Source organism: Vibrio sp. YQ_11, assembly GCF_043103065.1.
Classification (GTDB): domain Bacteria; phylum Pseudomonadota; class Gammaproteobacteria; order Enterobacterales; family Vibrionaceae; genus Vibrio; species Vibrio parahaemolyticus.
This window is the reverse complement of record NZ_JBICJM010000036.1, coordinates 147,074-166,533: the sequence shown is the minus strand read 5'-3', so window position 1 is coordinate 166,533 and position 19,460 is coordinate 147,074. Positions and strand designations below refer to the sequence as shown.

The window sequence follows — 19,460 nt, the reverse complement described above, 5'->3', positions numbered from 1 at the left end:
TAACATTTGTGCCGATATAAGTTCAGGAAGAACTAAAAACACAAGTGTAGTATGAAAACCCAATTCAAAATTTTAGCCACCACCATTACAGCATCACTATTTGCGAATGTCGCTTCTGCTGCGACTTATGCTATTGAAGCACGTAGCGATGCAATGGGTGGTGTTGGTACCGTTTCTGCCTCTTATCTGACCGCTCCATTTTTCAACCCTGCGTTGACTGCAATTTACCGCCGCAATGACGACGCGGGTATGATCATTCCAAGTTTCGGTATAAGTTATGACGATCAATATGATCTTATTGACGAAATAGAGCGCATTAGTAAGCTGACCGATGTTGATGAGATCAAAAAATCCATGGATGCTATTGACGGCAAAAAAATGGATTTTGACTTAGGTGGTGTCGTTGCCGTTGGTATTCCAAATAAATTCTTATCAGCAACTGTCTACGGAAAACTCTACACAGAGTCATTTGTTCAACCTAATGTTGATACATCAGGTGTCGATCCACTAACAGACAGCTATGTTCAAGGTGTTTCGATTGGCGTAGCGGAGGCGGGGGTGTCTCTTGCCAAGTACACCAACTTTATGAATCAGCATCTTTCTTTTGGTATCACCCCAAAACTGCAGCGCATCTATACATATTCGTATGCGACCAGCTTTAAAAACTTTGATACCAAAGATCTCCGTGAACACGAAACTGCTGAAACTATGTTTAACTTAGATGCGGGTGCACTTTGGTTCTTCGGTCCATATCGTTTGGGTATCTCGGCTAAAAACTTGATTGGAAGAGACGTGAAAACCAAATCGTTCCAGTACAACACTGATACGATTCAGTCATACGAATACAGTATGAGACCTGTTTACACAGTCGGTGCGGGTATCGTTGCAGACTACTTTACCATGAGCGTCGACTACGACTTAAATGAAGAGAAACGCTTTTCCTCATTTGATGACAACACCCAAATGATTCGAGCTGGCTTCGAAATAGACATTTTGCGCCAAATGGCACTACGAGGTGGCTATATGAAAAACCTTGCGAGAAGTAATGATGAAGGGACGATTACGGCTGGTATAGGCTTATCGCCATTGAACCTGATTGAATTAGATATTTCTGCGAGATACACAAACGAAAATGCAATGGGCGCATCCATTAATTTTCTTGCGACCTATTAACTGAATCGTTATAGTCGGCTCCTCACATTGAGGAGCCTTTTTTATGTTTGACGATTTACCACCTATATCGCACAAAGAGCAGCAAGAAGCTGTAGAACGAATTCAAGAATTGATGGCAAAGGGCACAAGTACAGCCGAAGCGATCAAAATCGTGGCAGACCAGATTCGCGCAGAATACGCAGCCAAACAACAAGGCAGTTAATAGAAGAAGCAGGGCACAGACCCTGCTTTTTTACCCCTTTCTTAATCCATTTCCCATCAAACAATTTAAGTCATTCAGTTACCGCGTAACACAACCTTCTTAACTACAGCAGTAAAAGAGGCCAACCATTTAAACGAAAGCAATAGGTAAAATTTTACCAATTCATCTTTATCCATAAACATGCTTCAGTGGTGATTTTATGGTTGTTCAGGTCAATCTTGGTTAAATCTGATATTAATCAGAGAGTTATCGTAGAACTATTTGCTTTCTTAAGATTGATGAGTAATTTGCATGTAATTAAATTACACAGTGACCATTAAGAGGAATAATTAGCCAGTATAATGTGTTGAATTTTTCATTAAGACACAGTGTCACAAAATCAAATCAGAATTAGGTGCTTATATATACTTCCATATAAAGACAGTAAGTACTTGCAGACGGTGTGTCAGAACTGCTTCTTCAGGGACTACATCATTAAAATTGCGGCAGAGTTTTTGATGATCTTTAATCTAGATTTTCAGAGCGCTTAGAGGCAGGAGCCACTACGGACTTAGTTTTACAGCATCGCTTACAAGTCAACTTAAGTTACGGCGTAATGTTTAGTGAGAGGCTTAGGGGTATATGTTCGAACAGCTGAGCTCTTAGAGATGGGGATTTGGATGTTTTCATTTAGATATCGGCGGGTAAGCCGATGTTTAGTGTGTTCGATAAGCTAGACTAAAAGTAGTACCATTCAAAATAGGAGAGCGTAATGAGTTATGGACATATTTTGGTTGCGGTAGACCTTACTGATTCCAGCAAAAAAGTCATCGATAAAGCAGTTTCTTTAGCGAAAGATGAAAAAAGTAAGCTATCCTTAGTCTATGTAGATGTCGATAAGATTATTCTAGAGTTGAAAGAAGAACGAAAGTTGCAGAATGCATTACAAAAGCTTGCTGACGAGTGTGATTATGAAGTCCATGACAGTAAGGTTGTGATTGGTGATCTTCACATCAAGCTCTCCGGAATTGCGAAGGAAGTAGGGATAGATCTCGTTGTATGTGGCCATCATCATAGCTTGTTGAGTCGTTTCTTTTCTTCTGTCCCCAAGCTTGCGAACGCCATAGAAGCTGATTTGCTAGTCGTGTACTTAGATGATTAAACAATGATGAGTAAAAGCCGAACCAAAGGTTAGTTCGGCTTATATCGTTTATCGAGTTAACGAGAATGGCTTTTTGGACAAAACAGAAACGGATTCAGCATTTGAAGCCATGTCAAAATGTACGTTAACTTGGACGCCTTCTCGCTCAAAAGTAACATCGTCAAAATCTGTCATGGCGATTTTGAACCCGTTCTTTGCAAAAAGGCCAGTAACCATGGTGCGCTGTTTAATTTCTAAAGCGGACGCCAGTAATTTATCCATAGCCAATATCCTTGTTTTTTATGGGGGTCACAAACACCATACCGCTCGCAGATTATGAAATCAATTGATTATTGAGCTGTACTAGATTTATGTTTTAGTCAAAGTCAATTGATGTACTATTTAACGTGATATGCATTCATTAGAAGCATTTCCGAGGATATGTTTTACCACGATCTCTGTGACGCAAAGCATCATTCCTCTATTGAGATAATTGAATTGACAATATCGTTAACATAATTTGTTACAAATTAACTTTGTTTTTGAATGTTATTTGTCATTTTTCGGCAGACCTCAAATGAGTAAGTCCAACTGGATGTGACTCCGTAATTATAGTTACTTTTCCCCTAAGATCGCTGTGAGCTCTAACCTTATGAAAGATGAAATTTCGACCAGCTTTCTCGGTAATGGATTTTGATAGGGGTAGGCGACATACATTGACTTTTCTGTGCTGAATATATGGGTAACTTTTAAAAGTTCTTGATGACTACTGTCTTTTAATAAGTAGTTGGGTATTACGCCTAATCCCACACCTTGCTCAACAAAGTTCAATAAAATTGATGTATTCAATTTGAGGTTTTGGGTGACGCGTTTATCAGGTTACTTGGGAAGACACTGAGCGGAACATGTATGCAGTAAATCTTTGGAACGTTCACACAGGGCTTCAATGGTAAGTGTTGTTGACTTGATATGTAAGCTTACTTACACTTGATTTGAATTTGGACTTTTTTGGTCCAAAACCTCTGAAGTGAGTGTGATCACCTCAGAGGATTGGAGGTTTAGCGCTTGCTCTTAAGCGCAAGGATTAGTGTTGCTAGTGAACCAATAATAGCTGCAACACCTTGGAGCGTATCCGGATCCATAAGGTCTCCTTATTGTGAAGAATGAAAGCCCTGAGTTGCAGCTCGGGGCTTTTTTATTTACGAGATAAGAATCTCGTCGTTTTCAATCATCTCACTGAAATAGCGAATCTGGCAAGACCGCCCAAAATTTAATTTATTAACTTGATTTTGAGATGTTATCTAATGAGGAACTTAAAAGGATTAACTCAGAAGCTTTTAATAACCTTACAGCCTTAGTGCGCATTATGCGACGTTATGTTGAATAATGTTTCATACAGATTACATATACACCCTTTTGATTATCAGGGTATATATGACGAACTTTCGAAAAATGAGCAAGAATTACGTTTTTCGTGAATTTGAATGCGGTTTAAGTGTAGAAGAGACAGCAAAACTATGTTTTAAAAGTGTGAGGGCGGTCAAAGGTTGGGACGATGGGAAGCCCATACCGCCCGAATGCAAACGTCTGATGAGAATGACCAAGGGGAGGGAACTAGCCACCTCGGAAGCTTGGGAAAACTTCAAAATGCACAAAAACACACTAGAGCTACCGACGGGGCAACTCGTAACACCACAAGAAATATTAACCGGAATAGCACTACTAGAAATAGGCGCAGAACCGGACATGATGAACGTAACCAAAGTACTTCGATATGCGAGAGCTATTTCCCGAATAAAGAAATAATATGATTTACGTAACAATTTTCAAATTTTGATTTCTGTAACATATTTCAATTCAATTGAATTGTGTTACATTATTCATATTGAGATGATTTGTGTAACGGATTTCAAGATGAGTGTAAACTGCAAACCTAAACTATCTGATGACATGAAGACATCACTTAACGCATTCCAAAATGAGTTAGATGTGCTTAGTACATACTGGGAAAACCCAAAACGAGCAATAGAGATAGCTAACAAGCACCTGGAGCTCAATCCAGACCTTGAGTTCATCAATGGATGGGGGACGCCGTTAGGTGTTTTAGAGGAGTTAGCAGTGACACGAGAAAAGAAAACCAACAAGGAAAAAGGAATAAGAGGCGGAAAAAGAAAGGGGGCAGGAAGAAAGAAAAAGGAACCAACTGTAGTAATGCGCGTTCCTGAGTCACTTAAAGCAGTGTTCGAGGAAATGATTAAAAGGCACAAGGAAGAATCTGAGTAAAAGTAGCCCCCGAAAGGGGGCTTTTGCCAAAATGAAAAAATAAAAAAGACCCCGAAAGGGGTCTAATTGTGTCACCAGTGACATAGGCTATTTAGTGCATCGATACCATACGACCAGTATTCACATCCTTGAGTACACCAACCGTTAGATTTTCACAATCGCACATAACAGAAGCAGCCTGTTTAATATCAGATTCTCTATCAGACGGAACCCAAAGAGTCACTTTCTTAAGCCCCTTTTCTCTCATTCGCTGCTCATATCTTGTATTCCTACTCATAGACGCCCCTTGCGAAGATACTCAAAAAACAAATCCCATAAGAGATACCAAACAAAACTACCAAGCAACAACAAAAGAAATTGCCACCATTCAAGTCCGATAAAATCCATAGTACGCATCCCTCATAACCTTATGTGAACCATTTGATCACACCGAGAAAGGGTTTTCAAATATTAAGTTTGGAGTGAAGACTTTCACCCCGTATTACTATACGGGGCGGACGCCGCACCTCCTCATTCCTCCTCCTCAGTCTCGTCGTCGTCATTCGTCAATGCGGCTTTAAGGGTATAAATCAATCTCGACACTCGATTGATTTGATGCTGATAGATAAGAGCGTTGCAGTAGCAAAAAGCCCCACTATCGTTGTGAGGCTCTGGAAGGGAGGCTTAGCAGGAAAGGAGGGCGGCAGAACCCAAGTAGTTTTGGGTTGCTAACCGCGCCGATTAGATGGGGAGGCTATCTTTAGTTAAGTGGGCGGCTTGGGGCCCCGTCGTCGCTCCGCAACTCCTTATCCCTGCGGGGCCAACTCGAAAGTAATAGAATGGTAAAAAAACTTCCCATAACGCCACCAATCAATCCACCCAACAACATATCAAAAAGATAGACATCATTCATAAGCTCAAGAGCAGCGACAAAATCATTTACCGTTACATATTCATCATTCATTAGAACCACCAAATAAAAGCGCAAACATAATCACACCACAGCAAGATAAAACCAAAACATAAATTTCACGCACAGCATCAACAAGCCACATCAAAACCTCACATCAAAAAAGAGTTTTCACTCATCGCTTGACCTCGTAGAGAGCCAATACTGGCGACATCCGTCTCAACCGCCTCACGTTCCATACGTTCAACCGGATTGGATGGCTCGCACGTAATAAGGCTCTTAAGCTGACCTTGTTTTAGAACCATCAAACATTCATCGAGTAACTCAAATTGAACATCAACCGCATCAAGATAGCGCTTGTTTAGAGAATACAAACCATCATCGGTGTAAGCGTTAATGATCACATCAAAGTGCGCCGTTCTCAGGTTAAGACCATTCTTTTCCTTGATGTTGGTGCGCTTATGAAATCCCGATAAGTAAGCGTTTTGTAAACCCTCAAAGTAAAGAACTTGAGTTACAGGAACAAAAGGAGAGCTAACTTGCTGAGAATTCGGATTAGAATCCCCACCGCTAGGTAAAACAGAACCACCTTGAGCAGGCTGCGCAGACCGTCCAACCGGAACAGATTCCACAGCTTGGCTATTAACACCCGTCGCAGGTTCATTTGTTGAAACCTGACTTTCATCTTGAGTAAATAAATCCATAACGCCATAAATAAAGTACACCGGACAAGCAATCATTAAGAAAAGAGCGAGAAAGAATTTCGGGGAGCGAAACAGTGTATTCAAGCCCCCTGATTTGGTAGCGGCACCCGTACCCGTCGATTTGTAAAGAAGATGAGCCTCAATAGGAATCTTCTGAGGAAACAGGTTGGCATCTTTCTTATGTGGAATAACAGGCTTAGACACGGTGGTAGGGTGTTTGTATATCCAAGGTTTGCGCTTAGCAAAAAAGAAACCATCCCTATTTTTGTGGAAGAATGCTTGCTCCGCACACGCCTTAATTGAACTATCTATTTGCTGCCAGTCAGGCGAGAGCAATTCGATATCCCAATTGTATTTTCTATGGCGCATAAAGCCCTCGTTATAAGTTAACGGGTAGATTATGCGACCGTTGGCGTCATACTCAGCAACACCCAAATCGTCAATCTCGCAAGATTGGAGGGTACTTAAATCAACCGGAACATGGCGAGAATCAAAGAACTCTTTATAACCCTTGGGTAGATGAGGAAGAAACTCCTCAAGAGGGCGATATTTGATTTTGCGACCATCAAAACCAATATTCTTGGAGAAAATATCCTGACACTCATCAATAACAATAAGCGCATTGAGAGGACACCAACAAAAGAAATGCTGCCAGAGTTCAATGCCAATCTCAGAACGAGAGAAGATACGAATCAACTTAGCAGACGATGGAAACTTGATGTTCAATCGCTCCTCAATTTCTTCTAATGGCTGCATACCCTCAAAGTTAGTCACCACAACGCGACCAGCTTTAAGAGCAGGAAGAATCACAAACCAAGCCGTATACGCTGATTTGTAAGAACCATTACCGCCAGTACGAATACTAATAGCCATGAATTACCTCGACATACGCATAACAAGTGCGGTAGTAGCACAGTTAACATAAATGGCCATACCCTCCGGAACCTTGAATAACACGCCCCAATATCTAAGTTCAGAAGGAAGCAAATTAAAGAGTTGACTAAAGAGTGCGCTAAAGCCGATTTCATCGAGTAGTGAAGTGGCAACAAGATAAGAGACCTTAAGGAACTCAATAGCGACCATTAATTTCATCTTTATCCACCATGTTTGGAACCACACCATTATCTGGTCAAAAAAGTTACCCATATTGGTCAGGTAGTTGTAAATGGTGTCACCAAAGTTAGCCATTAACTGAAAGAAGTCTGTCATTACAAAGCCCCCACAAGTGCGCGTATGCCCAACATGCCAAAGATAAACAAGACCACGGCGGATATGATTCCGGCGTTATCCTGTAACGCTAGCATGACTTGGTTTTTTTGATTGATAGCGTTGCCATGCCAGTTAAGCCCCAGATTGTGAGGATTAAAATCACCACTATTCACGCCATCGTTAAAGTTAAAGTAAGACTTGAAGTCATTAAGAATTTGTTTGTACTCACCCTTTAATGTTTCAACCTCAGAAAGCAAATTAGCGTACTGAGTACCATCATAGAGAAGAACTGGAGCCTCACCTTGACCTTGAGTTACATCGGTATTACCAAGTTCATTAAGTGCATCGACAACATCACCAAAGCCTTTTTGATTGGTCGACTGCAAATCGCCAAGCTCGTTAGATAGTTGACCAAAACCATTGTTTAAAAGATTGTTCGCAGAAGTAAGCAGACCATTCGTTTTATTACCAATATCAGACAACATGTCCGATTGTCCTTGTATTGCATTCGCAACGTGATTGGCATTATCAACAACCGTATCGGTATTCAAATCAACAGAAGCCTTAAGAGCATCAAGAGCCGATTTGGTTTCAGCTTGGTTTTTATTCATGTCGTTATTGATGCCAGTTAGTTGGGAGTTCACATCCTTATTCATCGCCTTAATAGCGGCTAGAGTGTCACTAGTATTATCAACATCCGGCTCAGGTTTATCAGGGTCAGGATTACCAGCACCACCACCACTTGGTTTATCAGGGTCACCTAAATCACCGCCCGATGGAGGGTCGATATCAGTATCCCCCGAACACTCCGGCCAATTAGGGGAAAAGATGGTACAAGACTCAGGTGGAGGAACGTCACACCAATTATTCTCTGGCGTACAACACATTCCGTATTCTGGATTCCAATCTGGATGATTTTCATCACATTTGTTTTCATCGTCCAAGCATGCAGGAAATGAAGGGGAACCCGGCTCACAACCCTCAGGTGGAGGTGGAGCAATATCGCAAGACATTCGAAAGTCAGGCGGGTCAACTTGGTCATTACAAATAATTGTTGGAGAGCCACCATCAGCAAAACACTGAGTCTCATAATCCCTCATTTGTTGCTGAGTTGATTCTTGTGAGCAAAAAGGAGCAGGAGGCTCGACATTCTTTTCATATGTGTAATTTCGACTACCATTAGTGTTATAAAGCTCAGTACAAGAAGCGTCAGAATATGTGTCATATTTCAGTTCGACATAATGCCCCCTATCAGTACCATTTTTAACCAAACCATAAAGCCAAGACTGACTAGGAACACCCTTGTGACACCCCCCAACCTTGGTAGCGATGTACTCAGAAGGACTACCATAATAAGAACCCGTATCAGGGCCACTAGTAATAAGAATTGCAGAATAAGCACTAAAAGAAACACTCAGCAAAATAACCAGTGACGCAATGCTTTGTTTAATACTCATTTGTATCCCTTATAAAAAATAACGCCCCACTAGGAGGCGTTAACACCGGACTTAAACCCCCCAACGAATGCACCAAACATCGAGAGAGCGAATATAAAGGTGAGCGTGGCGGTTAAGGTCTCCTGCATAATGATTAAGAACGCATTGAGCTAATCATCATATGAAGACCGAAGCCGATAGCCGCAAGACCAATTAGACCAACGACAACCAGTGTGTAGTTAGCTTGACCTTCAGTAACCGCTGCGTTAATTGCTGCAGAATGGTCAGCAGCAAAAGAGGAAGCAGAAGTAACGAGAGCACCAGTTACAACAGCCGTTTTTACGCCAAATTTCTTAACAAGATTTACCATAGAAATATCTCCAAAAGGATTATCAAAATTAGGCTTTACCAAGCCCTTTAACGATTCGGCCAAGAACATGGCCAGACAAAAAAGACAGCAACAAATAACCCGTAATTTCAGAATAAAATGTCGCGTCAATATCAAACTCTAAGCGTGCACGACCATCCATTAACCGATAGTCATCATTGCTCACCACTACGAACGTACAATTAGCTAAAGGCTCGTAGGGGAAAGCTTTAATCGTTCCATCAGTGAGGATTTCCGCACAGACTGAGAGAGTCATAATTCGTCTTCTAACTCCGCAATTTTGAAATCAGTAACTAGGTTGCGCTGAGGGTTCTCAGGGTCAGGTTCGAGAGTCAGAACACATTTAACAGGGAACTGATTTTGAATTTTGTCGAACTCAGATAACAAAGCAGGGTTAGCCGACATAGGCATTTGACGTTGAGCCAAACCGTAGGCTTTACATTGACCCTTTGCTGACTTCCAACCCTGATTTGGTGTCAGGATATTAAGTTGAGCAAAGTTATATGGCGTATCGTCCTTTTTGGACAACCCAACAGAATGCTCACAGCCAGCTACAACAACAGTAATCGTGTTACTCATTTCATTTACTCCAGATTGATTGCGTTTAAAGCCCGACCGACTGGAAAGTTAATCCGGTCGGGGATATCCGTAATATCCAAGCCGTCAGTAAGACGCTTGATAATTTTTTCATGCGAATTTTTTTCATCGGCATAAAGCTGAGACATTAAGTTAATCAACTTACCGTACTGAGTTTTCGCATGTTTGATTGCGTTTTCTAACGTTGTTTGGAACTGAACTTTCACTGTCGGAATAGCCACAGGAACAACGCTAGGAATTAAAGTAGATAGAGCAGGGTATGCACCCGAAAAATACTGGTCACTGTTAGTCAAAACATCCAAAGGAATAACACGGTAACGGTTACCAATCTGAACCTCGAAACGATTCCAGTTTGGGAAGTCCTTACACTTAAGTTGCGCACCCTTGTGGTAAGCGCGGAATATCTTCCCGTTCTCACGAGCACCTACATAGAACGTATGACCAGCATCAGGAACCAAACCGCATTTTCTACGGTCTTCAGTACTCATACCGCGACCACCCCAAAACTCACCCCAAGATGGAGGTGTGCCACGTGTAATGAATTCACCGTTACAGTAACGCTCTTTAATCTCATCAATCGTCACATTGCCTTGCATATCATCAAGAGCAATATCCACACGAGTTAATTTAGTGTGAGGCATCTGTTTAAGAGAGTATTGAAGCTTAGCCATATCAACAGCCTCGCAACCCTTACCAGAAAACGATACATAAAAGCCAAAGTTAGCCGCACCCCAAGCAACTAAACCAGCTTGAGTACCATTGCAAAGCAACTTAGCTGAATGACAATAACCAGAAAATCCGCCGCCTTTACGTTGGATTTCCCAATGATTACCCTCATAGCTGATTTCGTTTTGAAGTACCTCAAGAAACGATTCCACCTCGCCATGACAAAGCACGTCCAACATATCGATACCGATATTAGCAATCAGAGAGTCATAGCATTCCTTGAATGATTTAGAAGCATCAATAATCAAGTCAGCGTTATACAAAGCCTCAGCAGCAGACGAAAAGAACAAGTCACGATTAGCAAAATCACTGGACTCATCACAACCCAACTCAACAGCAAGATTCTGTAAAAACCATTCACTCTGAGTTCGCTCACGATGAGCAATAGCCACAACGTTTTGTGATTGGAACTCGTTAATCTGAGAGATAGCGAAACGCTGCTTAGCCATTTCTTTGCAACGCTCAAGTAACTCAGGAGAGCCTGAAAAACTAACGAAGTCGATAATGGTTTTATTCATCGCAGTAATCCGCATCAAAAGCGCCAGACTCACGAAGTTCGCGCTCATTTTCATCCGTGATTTGAATCAATTCTCGACACTCACCACACGCAAACATGTACATTTCTTGTTTGGTTTTGAAGTACTCGGGTTTACCATCAATAGAACACCAAAAGCCGTCTGAGTGATGCTCGAAGTAAACTGGACGCTTCTCTGAATTATGAAGACCGAAAGTCATTTATTAGCCTCCAATTTAGAGTAGAAATCGCGTTTTTCGTCTTGCTTAGTGCAATCACGAACCTCAAACAACTCAAACACAGTCACACGACCATCAGACGCGTAATCAAAAGCCATCTGACCGCAAAATTCATGCTCCAAGTAAACTGAATAACCCTGATATTCTTCAGGTGAAATTTCGAATGACTCCCAAATCTCAGACAAAAAGAAATAAACGACCACACAAATAAACACGACCCCAAGACAACCAACAGCATCATCAATCCAGTCATAGATAGAGCGTGTTTTAGAACCAATAAAGCAATTGCCGAAGTTCTCAGAGCAATCAGAACAAGCATCTTCAGATGTAAAATTCACCATGCAGACGGGACAAAGCTTTTCGTTAGTTGATTCAGTCATCACTTAGCCTCCAATGCAGTAGTACTCGAAGGTGTCATACCTAGGAAGCGACATAGAACGTCATATTCGTCAGATTCAAAACGAAACTCATAATCACCAACCGAAACATAACCAAAAGACTCTTTGTTGTTTTCGAATGTGCTAATGCAGTAGCCAAAATGATTGAAGGGAACGACGACTTCTTCAAAGATGTCAGTTGTAGTGATGTAACAAAGCTTGAAAGCGGGAACGTGAGACACCGCGAAGTGACGGAGCGTTAACGTTTTAACATTGACGTTTTTAACTTCAGTTTCTAAAACAACCATTACAACCACCTTGACTAGTTGAGTGTGAGAGCGACCGCCAAAGCCAAGACGTAAGCGTCAAGGGCAAACGCCCAAAACTAAGGCGGTCTAATACACGAATTTGTGTATAGTAAATACACATATCTGCGAATTGTAAATACACGTTTTTGCGGACAGATAAGCTAGAATGAAGTCATAAACCCAATAGTGAGGATTGGAAAATGTACATAAACCAATTGCTAGACGCATATAAATCAGCGAAGAATTATGTGCAGGACAAGCAAATCGCTCATGATTTAGGGATAAGCGTGCAAAAGCTATCAGGTATAAGAAAAGGCGAACGCTATCTAACTGAAAATGAAGCGCTTTTTCTTGCTAAAGAAATTGGAGCAGATACAGAATCCGTTTTGGTGTATTTAGCCGCTGATAAAGCCAAAACGTACGAAGCTCAACAAGCTTGGGCGAAGATTGCAAAAAAGTTTAACGGGCTAGGATTATCAAGTATTTCAATGGTTTGTGGCATGTTTGCGTTGTGGCTTGGCGACCTTAAAGTAGCTATAGCTAAGTGCGCATTATATGTGTTATGTTAAATATGGTGGGTTTTTAGTTAAGTTCATAAGCAGGTCTGTTTCAATCACTTACCCTGCTTTCCAATCATTTGCCTATTGTGAGTTATAGGTCTACGCTAACTTCATGTATTGGTGTTTCTAGGTTTTTGTTAGGTTCATAAGAGTATGCATATTTAACAGTATTCTGATTTACCATAAAATAGCTAATATCGATCTATCAATCTGCGATTGCTTGTTCTTCAATTAGCAAGTTGTTTATTGCAAATAAAAATGGCGTCTAATCATATAGACGCCATTTTTAGTTTATCTGAGATTTGAACGTCAGGAATTTAGCCACCGGCTAGTTTTACTGTCATGCCTTTCTTTTCAAGGTGTGTCTTGATCTTATCTCTTGCGTCACCTTGAATTTCGATGGTGCCATCTTTGACTGAACCGCCACAACCGCATACTTTTTTAAGCTCTGCTGCGAGCAGTTTCAAAGGCGCATCGTCTAGGTCTAATCCTGAAACGATACAAACGCCTTTGCCTTTACGGCCTTTGGTTTGGCGCTGAATACGAACAATACCGTCGCCTTTAGGACGAGCTACTTTTTCTTCTTCCGGTTTAATGCGTCCGGTTTCTGTTGAATATACCAGGGTCATTCTGTTATTTCTTTTGCTGTTGTGCCTGTGCTTGCATCGCTTTCTGCTTTGCAACTAAATAAGCTTCGATGTGTCGTTGAATAGCAGCTTTGCCGCCTTTAATGAGTTTACCATTAAACATACAGTACCAACCGTTTGGTTCACCAGTGTCGTTTTTAATGGTATAGCCGTTAAAAACTTCTGATTGAACACCACCGATTGGGTGTGCTCTTTGTCCAAGAGACGCGAATTCTTTCGGGTCAATGATCGATGCTGTGTCACACCACCAATCAATGCTCTTTTTCACCGCCGTCAAACTGCCTTGTAAAACGTGGTTTTTGATTTTAACCTTCCAAATACTGCCATCGGCTCCGCCTGACTGCAGGTTAAAACCTCTATAATTTGAAATTGCCATACCACTGAATCATCTGTTTAATGCGTTAATACAATCATAATTGCTACTGAGCATTATTCAAATATCGCTTGAACAAACCGTGCTCTATTCAACTATTTCTAACACAAAACGTATCGCGTGAACGTTAATCACTTTGCACTATTAATACAATCTTCAAGAAACTCATGGAACTTGTGACCATTGTTTTGAAGCATTTTAGGGAACATTGAAATTGGCGTCATTCCTGGGAATGTATTCACTTCATTCAAGTAAATTTCGTTATCTTCCGTAAGGAAAAAGTCGATGCGAGACAAATGACGAAGGTTCATTTGTTTGAATACGGTTTCTGACGCATGACGAATCTTATCGATCTGTTCTTGAGTCAGGTTCTTCGCTTCTACTTCTGTTAATGAATGGCTTGAGCTGCTGTATTTTTCATCGTATGAGTAAAATGCACCATCGGGTGCGATCACCTCACCTGGCTTAGTGATGTGCAGTTCACCGTTCATTTCATAAGCTGCGACTTCTAACTCACGAGGTTTTACCGCTTTCTCTACAAGTACTTGATCTGAATAACCAAACGCATCGTTTACTGCTTTAGCGATAGCTTGCTTTTCGGTTACACTGTAACACCCAACAGACGAGCCTTGGCGTGCAGCTTTAATAAACAGTTTCCCCCACTTTTCAAAGGCTTGTTCAGCTTGTTTATGAGCGTGTTCATCATTGCGAGTTAGGAATAAGTAAGGTGTATTTGGAATGTCTAAAGCGTCGTACCAAAGTTTTGATGTGATTTTATTGAAACTGTTGCTGCTTGCTTCTGGTCCACATCCTAAGTATGGGATACCGGCAATTTCGAATAGTGATTGAATGTCACCAGTCTCGCCGGGAAAGCCGTGAATACAAGGCACAATAATGTCGATCGTTTGGTTGGATTCATTCGAGCACAATTGTTTGGTGTTTAAATCAAGGTAAACCAATTCGCCTTGATCTGTAACCCAACCTTCATTTTTTATTTCTACGCGAGTGACTTTGACGTTCTGAATTAGGTTTAGTTGTTGTTCAACAAAGTTAGCCGACAACAGTGAAATTTCGTGTTCAGAAGAGCCGCCGCCGCATAATAGAAGAATATTTTTAATCATGAATCAATCTTTCCGTGACCTACAAAAGATACTAGTTAATATGATAAACCTTTGAGGTGTAACGTACAGTTATTTTAGTGTGAGGAATTCTGTTCGAATAGGATTTGACCAAAGAAATAAGGGAGCGTATTGCTCCCTTATTTTGGTTTGATTAGTTGAGTTTGTTAAGCGTTGGAAATGATGAGTTCTTAATTGCGTCAATGCTTTTAACAAAAGGCTTCAACTGTTGGAATTGAGTTGGAAGCGTTGAAATCGCTTGTTGAGCTTCGGCGCTTGTTGCGTAGTCACCGTAAAGAACCGAGAACCACTTTGTGCCGTTGACAACTTTGTAATTCTCCCAAATCGGCTGACCGTTTTGAGGCAGTTTGTTTGCAAATTGATCAACTTTAGCTTGGCTACCTACGGCGACTACCTGGATGGTGTAACCGAATCGTTGAATACCTGCTCGCTTCTTGCTCGGAGGGACGATTTTAACGGGTTTTACCTGCTCTTTTGGTGTGAGTTTCACCACTTTTTTCTCTTCAGGCTTTGCCGTCATTTTCACGACTTCAGGCTTAACGTCTTGTTCTACAACTGCACTTTCAGACGCCATTACAGGCTTAGAGACTGCGTCTGATTTGTAGTCTTCTCGGTAGCTTTCGGAGGTGACATCTGTGATGTAAGTTTCCGAAACACAAGCTGAAAGAAGGACTGATAAGCCAATGATTGCGATTTTTTTCATGAAGTAACAAACGCTCTGGATAAATATTACGATAAATCATGCCGATAGCAGGCCCGTTTATCAAGCATCAAATACAATAATCTGCGAATTTGATGTGATGAGTGACACAAACTCTACAAGCACTGTATAGATTTGCTTCAATGTCCGGTTCGTTTATGTTTTCTGGCCTATTTATTCGTTTATGATTGTTGATATCAACGTAGCAGATTGCAAGTAAGTCGCGACAAGCCGCAGGAGTTCACATGAATAAACTACATAAGCTCTTTAAACCTAGTTCTGTAGCGGTAATTGGCGCCTCTCAAAAAGAACTCCGTGCAGGCCAAGTCGTTATGCGGAATCTTCTGCAAAGTGGGTTTGACGGTGCAATCATGCCAGTTACCCCAAGGTATAAAGCGGTATCGGGTGTCATTGCCTATCGCGATGTTGCTTCCCTGCCCTATACGCCGGATATCGCTATTCTCTGTACTAATGCTTCGCGAAATGAACAACTTCTCAAAGAGCTGGATGAGCGTGGTACTCCATTCGCGATAGTAATTTCTGATGATGCACAAACGCTAGATTTGTCATCTCTCAATATTCGGGTTCTTGGACCAAACAGTCTTGGAATTATCTTACCTTGGCATAATTTCAATTGTACGTTTTCGCCTGTCGCAGCAAAGCCGGGAAAGATTGCTTTTATCTCTCAATCGGCTGCCGTTTGTACCACGGTTTTAGATTGGGCCAACGACAAAAATATCGGGTTTTCTTCATTTATCTCGATTGGTCGTGGGCAAGATATTGATTTTGCAGATTTGCTCGATTATTTGAGTATGGATGGCAATACCGAAGCAATATTGTTGTATGTCGACTCCATTCAAGATGCACGACGATTTATGTCCGCAGCCCGTGCCGCTTCTCGCAATCGTCGTATATTGGTGTTGAAAGCTGGTCGTTCAAAAGAAATGAATAAGTTCGAGCAGCAAGATGGCGATACGCTCGATGTGATTTATGACTCTGCGATACGAAGAACGGGTATGCTGCGTGTTAGCAATACGCATGAGTTATTTGCTGCGGTAGAGACGCTGACGCACTCAGTTCCGTTGCGTGGAGAACGCTTAGCCATCATCACTAACGGTGGAGGCCCTGCCGTCATGGCGGTCGATACACTAGTTGAACGAGGTGGCAATTTAGCGACTCTGGACGAAGTAACAACCGATCAGCTCAGAGCCATTTTACCGTCTAACTGGCGGGGTGTTAATCCGATAGACCTTTCCGGAGATGCAACGAAAAAACGCTACGTAGATGCGATCAATGCGGTAATGAATAATGATTGTGCTGATGCGATTTTGATTATGCACAGTCCTTCTGCCGTGTCTGATTCTTATGAAACGGCTTTGGCGGTTATTGAAGCCATCAAGAATCACCCTCGACATAAACATTTTAATGTCCTAACTAACTGGTCTGGTGAACAAACATCTCGAGATGCTCGACTGGCATTCACTCAAGCGGGGATACCTACCTATCGTACGCCGGAAAGCGCGGTCGTTGCTTACATGCACCTCGTTGAATACAGGCGAAACCAGAAACAGTTGATGGAAACGCCAACAACAGCAGAGCCGCTGCACTCAGGTAGCGTAAATTCTGCAAAAGAATGGGTAGATGAACGACTACTGGATAAAAACACAGTTACACTGGATACACACCAAACTAGCCCACTATTTAAGCTTTTTGGCTTTAATGTTTTGCCTACTTGGATAGCATCGGATGAAATCGAAGCTGTTCACATGGCAGAAAATATTGGATACCCGGTCGCCGTGAAGCTTCGCTCTCCTGATATTCCTCACAAATCAGACGTACACGGCGTGGCGCTTAATTTGAGAAATAGTCGAGAAGTTTCTAACGCTGCACAATCGATTTTAGATACCGTCAAATTCAGTTACCCATCTGCAAACGTACACGGCCTGCTAGTTCAAGGCATGGCGAAGCTTGGCAGCGCGGAAGAGTTGCGAATCAGTATCGCGGTTGACAAGGTATTTGGGCCTGTCATTTTACTTGGTCAAGGTGGATCTGAATGGAACATCGCTCAAGATGCGGTGGCCGCCCTGCCTCCTTTGAATATGACGCTTGCACGCTATTTAGTCGTGGTTGCATTAAAGTCCGGGAAGATCCGTCTTCAGAAACACAAAGATGCGCTCGATATCACTGAGCTGTCAAAATTCTTAGTTCGTATTTCGCAAATGGCGGTTGAGTTACCTGAAATACAAAGACTGGATATCCATCCAGTATTGGTGTCTGGAGATGACTTAACCATACTTGATGCTGATGTGACGCTTTGCAAATATGAAGGTGACGCTCAAAAACGACTGGCTATTCGCCCTTTCCCTGCTGAATTTGTTGAAACTGTGACACTGCGTGATGGTCAACCAATCCTTCTTCGTCCAATTCTTCCTGAAGATGAGCCACTCCACGCTCAGTTCATAAATAGTGTATCCAAAGAAGATCTCTATAAACGGTTCTTCTCAGAGGTTGGTGAGTTCAATCACGAAGCTTTGGCTAATTTTACTCAAATTGACTACGACCGAGAGATGGCCTTTGTCGCAGTAGCATTCGATAAAAGTGGACCGTCGATCATTGGTGTCGCGCGTGCGCTGATCACGCCAGACAATAGTGATGCTGAATTTGCGATTTTGGTTCGCTCAGATTTGAAAGGAAAAGGATTAGGAAAAATCTTGATGGAGAAGATCATTAGCTATTGCAAAATTAAAGGCACGAAACAAATGTCAGGTATGACGATGCCTACCAATCGAGGGATGCTGATGCTTGCTCAACGTTTGGGGTTTGAAGTTGATGTCCAGTTTGCAGACGGTACGGCAGATATGGTGCTACCTTTAAATTAATGAGTGAGGAGCGTGCTCTCTTTTTACCGCTCAACTTCTTAGATTCAGTAGACTTATCTGAATCTAAGAAGTAAAAAGTGACGCTGTTACTTTAGTTTCCAATTCTTTTTCAGATACTGAATGCACCAAGATTTCGCTTCACCCATGGTGTTTCTTCTCCACGCGAGAATGATATCCATCGGCTGCTCTTCTGTGCCTTCAATTTGCTTAAGTACGCCTTTTTCTATTAACGGTAGCGCGATTTGTCTAGGTAAGGTACCAATCCCTAAGCCTGCGGTTAATGCTTCTACTTTTGCTGTAAAGTTAGTAACAGTGAGTCTAGGTTGCTTTTGAATGATGTTTATCGAAAGTGCTGGCTGTTCGCGTGCGGTGTCTGCAATGGCAATAATTCGGTATTTCTCTCTTGCTGAATCATCAAACTCGCCACTGCGTTTGTGAACGTAATGCTCGGTTGCCGCAACCCAAATCATGGACATCTTGCCAATTTTCTCTGCTTTCACCTCTTGCGGTAACGTATCCAACGAAGGGCACACAAGCAGATCAGCTCTTCCTGTATTCAGAGATTCCCAGCTTCCTGCAAGAATTTCTTCTTGTAGCCTAATGCGTGTTGAGCTTACTTCCGCCAGCGCATCCACCATCGGGAAGAAGTTTGAAATTGGAATGATGCCATCAAACGCAACAGTAATATCCAACTCCCAACCGTTAGCAAGCAAAGTCGCATCATTCACTAACTTTTCACTCGCTTGCAGAATTGCACGCCCTCTTTCCAAAATGAGCTTACCTGCCTCCGTAAAGAGCGCTTTGTGTCCTGAACGGTCAAAAATATTGATGTCGAGATCTTGTTCGAGCTTTTGGATTTGGTAACTCAGCGAAGATGGTGCTCTATCGAGCTCATTTGCCGCTGCCGCAAAGCTGCCTCTGCGATCTATCGCATCCAAGATATGGAGCGCTTCTAAAGTGATAGGGCTCTGCACGATAACTCCCTTTGTGTGATGTG

Annotated in this window: 25 protein-coding genes and 1 pseudogene; 7 read left to right on the top strand and 19 right to left on the bottom strand. The window is 42.0% G+C overall.

Features of this window, described 5'->3' with window-relative positions; translation table 11 throughout:
* Positions 1-51 precede the first annotated feature (51 nt).
* From ACF8EG_RS15245 to ACF8EG_RS15235, 3 genes are all read left to right on the top strand, one after another.
* Positions 52-1,173 (top strand): conjugal transfer protein TraF, encoded by a 1,122-nt coding sequence (locus ACF8EG_RS15245; protein ID WP_005498876.1) that lies wholly within the window; start codon positions 52-54, stop codon positions 1,171-1,173.
* 43 nt (positions 1,174-1,216) lie between these two features.
* Positions 1,217-1,375: a YoaH family protein gene (locus ACF8EG_RS15240; RefSeq protein ID WP_005479401.1), complete on the top strand. Its 159-nt coding sequence runs from the start codon at positions 1,217-1,219 to the stop codon at positions 1,373-1,375.
* A 751-nt stretch (positions 1,376-2,126) separates the two neighbouring features.
* Positions 2,127-2,516: a universal stress protein gene (locus ACF8EG_RS15235; RefSeq protein WP_005455301.1), complete on the top strand. Its 390-nt coding sequence runs from the start codon at positions 2,127-2,129 to the stop codon at positions 2,514-2,516.
* 48 nt (positions 2,517-2,564) lie between these two features.
* On the opposite strand, the gene ACF8EG_RS15230 is transcribed toward ACF8EG_RS15235, so the two are convergent.
* Positions 2,565-2,777, bottom strand: coding sequence for a hypothetical protein (locus tag ACF8EG_RS15230; protein WP_005479370.1), 213 nt, complete (start codon positions 2,775-2,777; stop codon positions 2,565-2,567).
* 333 nt (positions 2,778-3,110) lie between these two features.
* Positions 3,111-3,341, bottom strand: a pseudogene (locus tag ACF8EG_RS15225) (LysR family transcriptional regulator); the annotation flags it as partial.
* A gap of 588 nt (positions 3,342-3,929) precedes the next feature.
* On the opposite strand from ACF8EG_RS15225, the gene ACF8EG_RS15220 reads away from it, so the two are divergent.
* Positions 3,930-4,301 carry a regulator gene (locus tag ACF8EG_RS15220; protein WP_392419524.1) on the top strand — a complete coding sequence of 124 codons (372 nt, stop codon included), beginning with the start codon at positions 3,930-3,932 and terminating at the stop codon, positions 4,299-4,301.
* Positions 4,302-4,409: 108 nt separating this feature from the next.
* On the top strand, positions 4,410-4,778 hold the full coding sequence (locus ACF8EG_RS15215) for a hypothetical protein (protein WP_392419522.1): 369 nt from the start codon (positions 4,410-4,412) through the stop codon (positions 4,776-4,778).
* A 91-nt stretch (positions 4,779-4,869) separates the two neighbouring features.
* Here the strand turns inward: ACF8EG_RS15215 and ACF8EG_RS15210 are convergent, their stop codons facing one another.
* From ACF8EG_RS15210 to ACF8EG_RS15155, 12 genes are all read right to left on the bottom strand, one after another.
* The gene (locus ACF8EG_RS15210) at positions 4,870-5,055 is read right to left on the bottom strand and encodes an antitoxin MazE-like protein (protein WP_273978849.1); all 186 of its coding nucleotides are present in this window, start codon (positions 5,053-5,055) and stop codon (positions 4,870-4,872) included.
* A gap of 462 nt (positions 5,056-5,517) precedes the next feature.
* The gene (locus ACF8EG_RS15205) at positions 5,518-5,721 is read right to left on the bottom strand and encodes a hypothetical protein (protein WP_029792120.1); all 204 of its coding nucleotides are present in this window, start codon (positions 5,719-5,721) and stop codon (positions 5,518-5,520) included.
* Between the two features lie 98 nt (positions 5,722-5,819).
* Positions 5,820-7,244 (bottom strand): zonular occludens toxin domain-containing protein, encoded by a 1,425-nt coding sequence (locus ACF8EG_RS15200; RefSeq protein WP_029792119.1) that lies wholly within the window; start codon positions 7,242-7,244, stop codon positions 5,820-5,822.
* A 3-nt stretch (positions 7,245-7,247) separates the two neighbouring features.
* Positions 7,248-7,580 (bottom strand): DUF2523 family protein, encoded by a 333-nt coding sequence (locus ACF8EG_RS15195; RefSeq protein WP_392419520.1) that lies wholly within the window; start codon positions 7,578-7,580, stop codon positions 7,248-7,250.
* Positions 7,580-9,037, bottom strand: coding sequence for a chemotaxis protein (locus ACF8EG_RS15190; protein WP_243189959.1), 1,458 nt, complete (start codon positions 9,035-9,037; stop codon positions 7,580-7,582). Before ACF8EG_RS15190 ends, ACF8EG_RS15195 begins: the two co-directional genes overlap by 1 nt.
* A 133-nt stretch (positions 9,038-9,170) precedes the next feature.
* Positions 9,171-9,386 (bottom strand): hypothetical protein, encoded by a 216-nt coding sequence (locus ACF8EG_RS15185; RefSeq protein WP_029792117.1) that lies wholly within the window; start codon positions 9,384-9,386, stop codon positions 9,171-9,173.
* Positions 9,387-9,414: 28 nt separating this feature from the next.
* Positions 9,415-9,660: a hypothetical protein gene (locus tag ACF8EG_RS15180; RefSeq protein ID WP_029792116.1), complete on the bottom strand. Its 246-nt coding sequence runs from the start codon at positions 9,658-9,660 to the stop codon at positions 9,415-9,417.
* Positions 9,657-9,983, bottom strand: a complete 327-nt coding sequence (locus tag ACF8EG_RS15175; RefSeq protein ID WP_025788709.1) for a hypothetical protein — start codon at positions 9,981-9,983, stop codon at positions 9,657-9,659. The genes ACF8EG_RS15180 and ACF8EG_RS15175 overlap by 4 nt, the downstream gene beginning before the upstream one ends.
* 5 nt (positions 9,984-9,988) lie before the next feature.
* Entirely contained in the window at positions 9,989-11,245 is a 1,257-nt protein-coding gene (locus tag ACF8EG_RS15170) for a replication initiation factor domain-containing protein (RefSeq protein WP_029792115.1), read from the bottom strand.
* Complete coding sequence (locus ACF8EG_RS15165; protein WP_392419517.1) at positions 11,238-11,462, bottom strand: hypothetical protein; 225 nt, start codon at positions 11,460-11,462, stop codon at positions 11,238-11,240. Before ACF8EG_RS15165 ends, ACF8EG_RS15170 begins: the two co-directional genes overlap by 8 nt.
* Positions 11,459-11,860, bottom strand: a complete 402-nt coding sequence (locus ACF8EG_RS15160) for a hypothetical protein (protein ID WP_140062386.1) — start codon at positions 11,858-11,860, stop codon at positions 11,459-11,461. Before ACF8EG_RS15160 ends, ACF8EG_RS15165 begins: the two co-directional genes overlap by 4 nt.
* The gene (locus ACF8EG_RS15155) at positions 11,860-12,165 is read right to left on the bottom strand and encodes a hypothetical protein (RefSeq protein WP_140062387.1); all 306 of its coding nucleotides are present in this window, start codon (positions 12,163-12,165) and stop codon (positions 11,860-11,862) included. The genes ACF8EG_RS15160 and ACF8EG_RS15155 overlap by 1 nt, the downstream gene beginning before the upstream one ends.
* Before the next feature lie 200 nt (positions 12,166-12,365).
* Between ACF8EG_RS15155 and ACF8EG_RS15150 the strand changes: the two genes are divergently transcribed.
* On the top strand, positions 12,366-12,734 hold the full coding sequence (locus ACF8EG_RS15150; RefSeq protein WP_029792111.1) for a DUF3693 domain-containing protein: 369 nt from the start codon (positions 12,366-12,368) through the stop codon (positions 12,732-12,734).
* A gap of 308 nt (positions 12,735-13,042) precedes the next feature.
* Here ACF8EG_RS15150 and yciH read toward each other — a convergent pair whose 3' ends face one another.
* The 4 genes from yciH to ACF8EG_RS15130 all read right to left on the bottom strand — a co-directional run bounded on the left by yciH (position 13,043) and on the right by ACF8EG_RS15130 (position 15,587).
* A complete protein-coding gene (gene yciH, locus ACF8EG_RS15145) occupies positions 13,043-13,354 on the bottom strand; it encodes a stress response translation initiation inhibitor YciH (RefSeq protein ID WP_005455336.1) in 312 nt (103 codons plus the stop codon).
* 4 nt (positions 13,355-13,358) lie between these two features.
* Positions 13,359-13,748 carry a DUF3319 domain-containing protein gene (locus ACF8EG_RS15140; protein ID WP_031854529.1) on the bottom strand — a complete coding sequence of 130 codons (390 nt, stop codon included), beginning with the start codon at positions 13,746-13,748 and terminating at the stop codon, positions 13,359-13,361.
* Positions 13,749-13,876: 128 nt separating this feature from the next.
* The gene (locus tag ACF8EG_RS15135; RefSeq protein WP_392419514.1) at positions 13,877-14,866 is read right to left on the bottom strand and encodes a D-alanine--D-alanine ligase; all 990 of its coding nucleotides are present in this window, start codon (positions 14,864-14,866) and stop codon (positions 13,877-13,879) included.
* Between the two features lie 151 nt (positions 14,867-15,017).
* Positions 15,018-15,587, bottom strand: a complete 570-nt coding sequence (locus ACF8EG_RS15130; protein WP_031854530.1) for an SPOR domain-containing protein — start codon at positions 15,585-15,587, stop codon at positions 15,018-15,020.
* Positions 15,588-15,829: 242 nt separating this feature from the next.
* Here ACF8EG_RS15130 and ACF8EG_RS15125 point away from each other — a divergent pair, with 242 nt between their 5' ends.
* Positions 15,830-18,463 (top strand): bifunctional acetate--CoA ligase family protein/GNAT family N-acetyltransferase, encoded by a 2,634-nt coding sequence (locus ACF8EG_RS15125; RefSeq protein WP_069488064.1) that lies wholly within the window; start codon positions 15,830-15,832, stop codon positions 18,461-18,463.
* 86 nt (positions 18,464-18,549) lie between these two features.
* Here ACF8EG_RS15125 and ACF8EG_RS15120 read toward each other — a convergent pair whose 3' ends face one another.
* The gene (locus tag ACF8EG_RS15120) at positions 18,550-19,437 is read right to left on the bottom strand and encodes a LysR family transcriptional regulator (protein WP_005455339.1); all 888 of its coding nucleotides are present in this window, start codon (positions 19,435-19,437) and stop codon (positions 18,550-18,552) included.
* Positions 19,438-19,460: the final 23 nt, after the last annotated feature.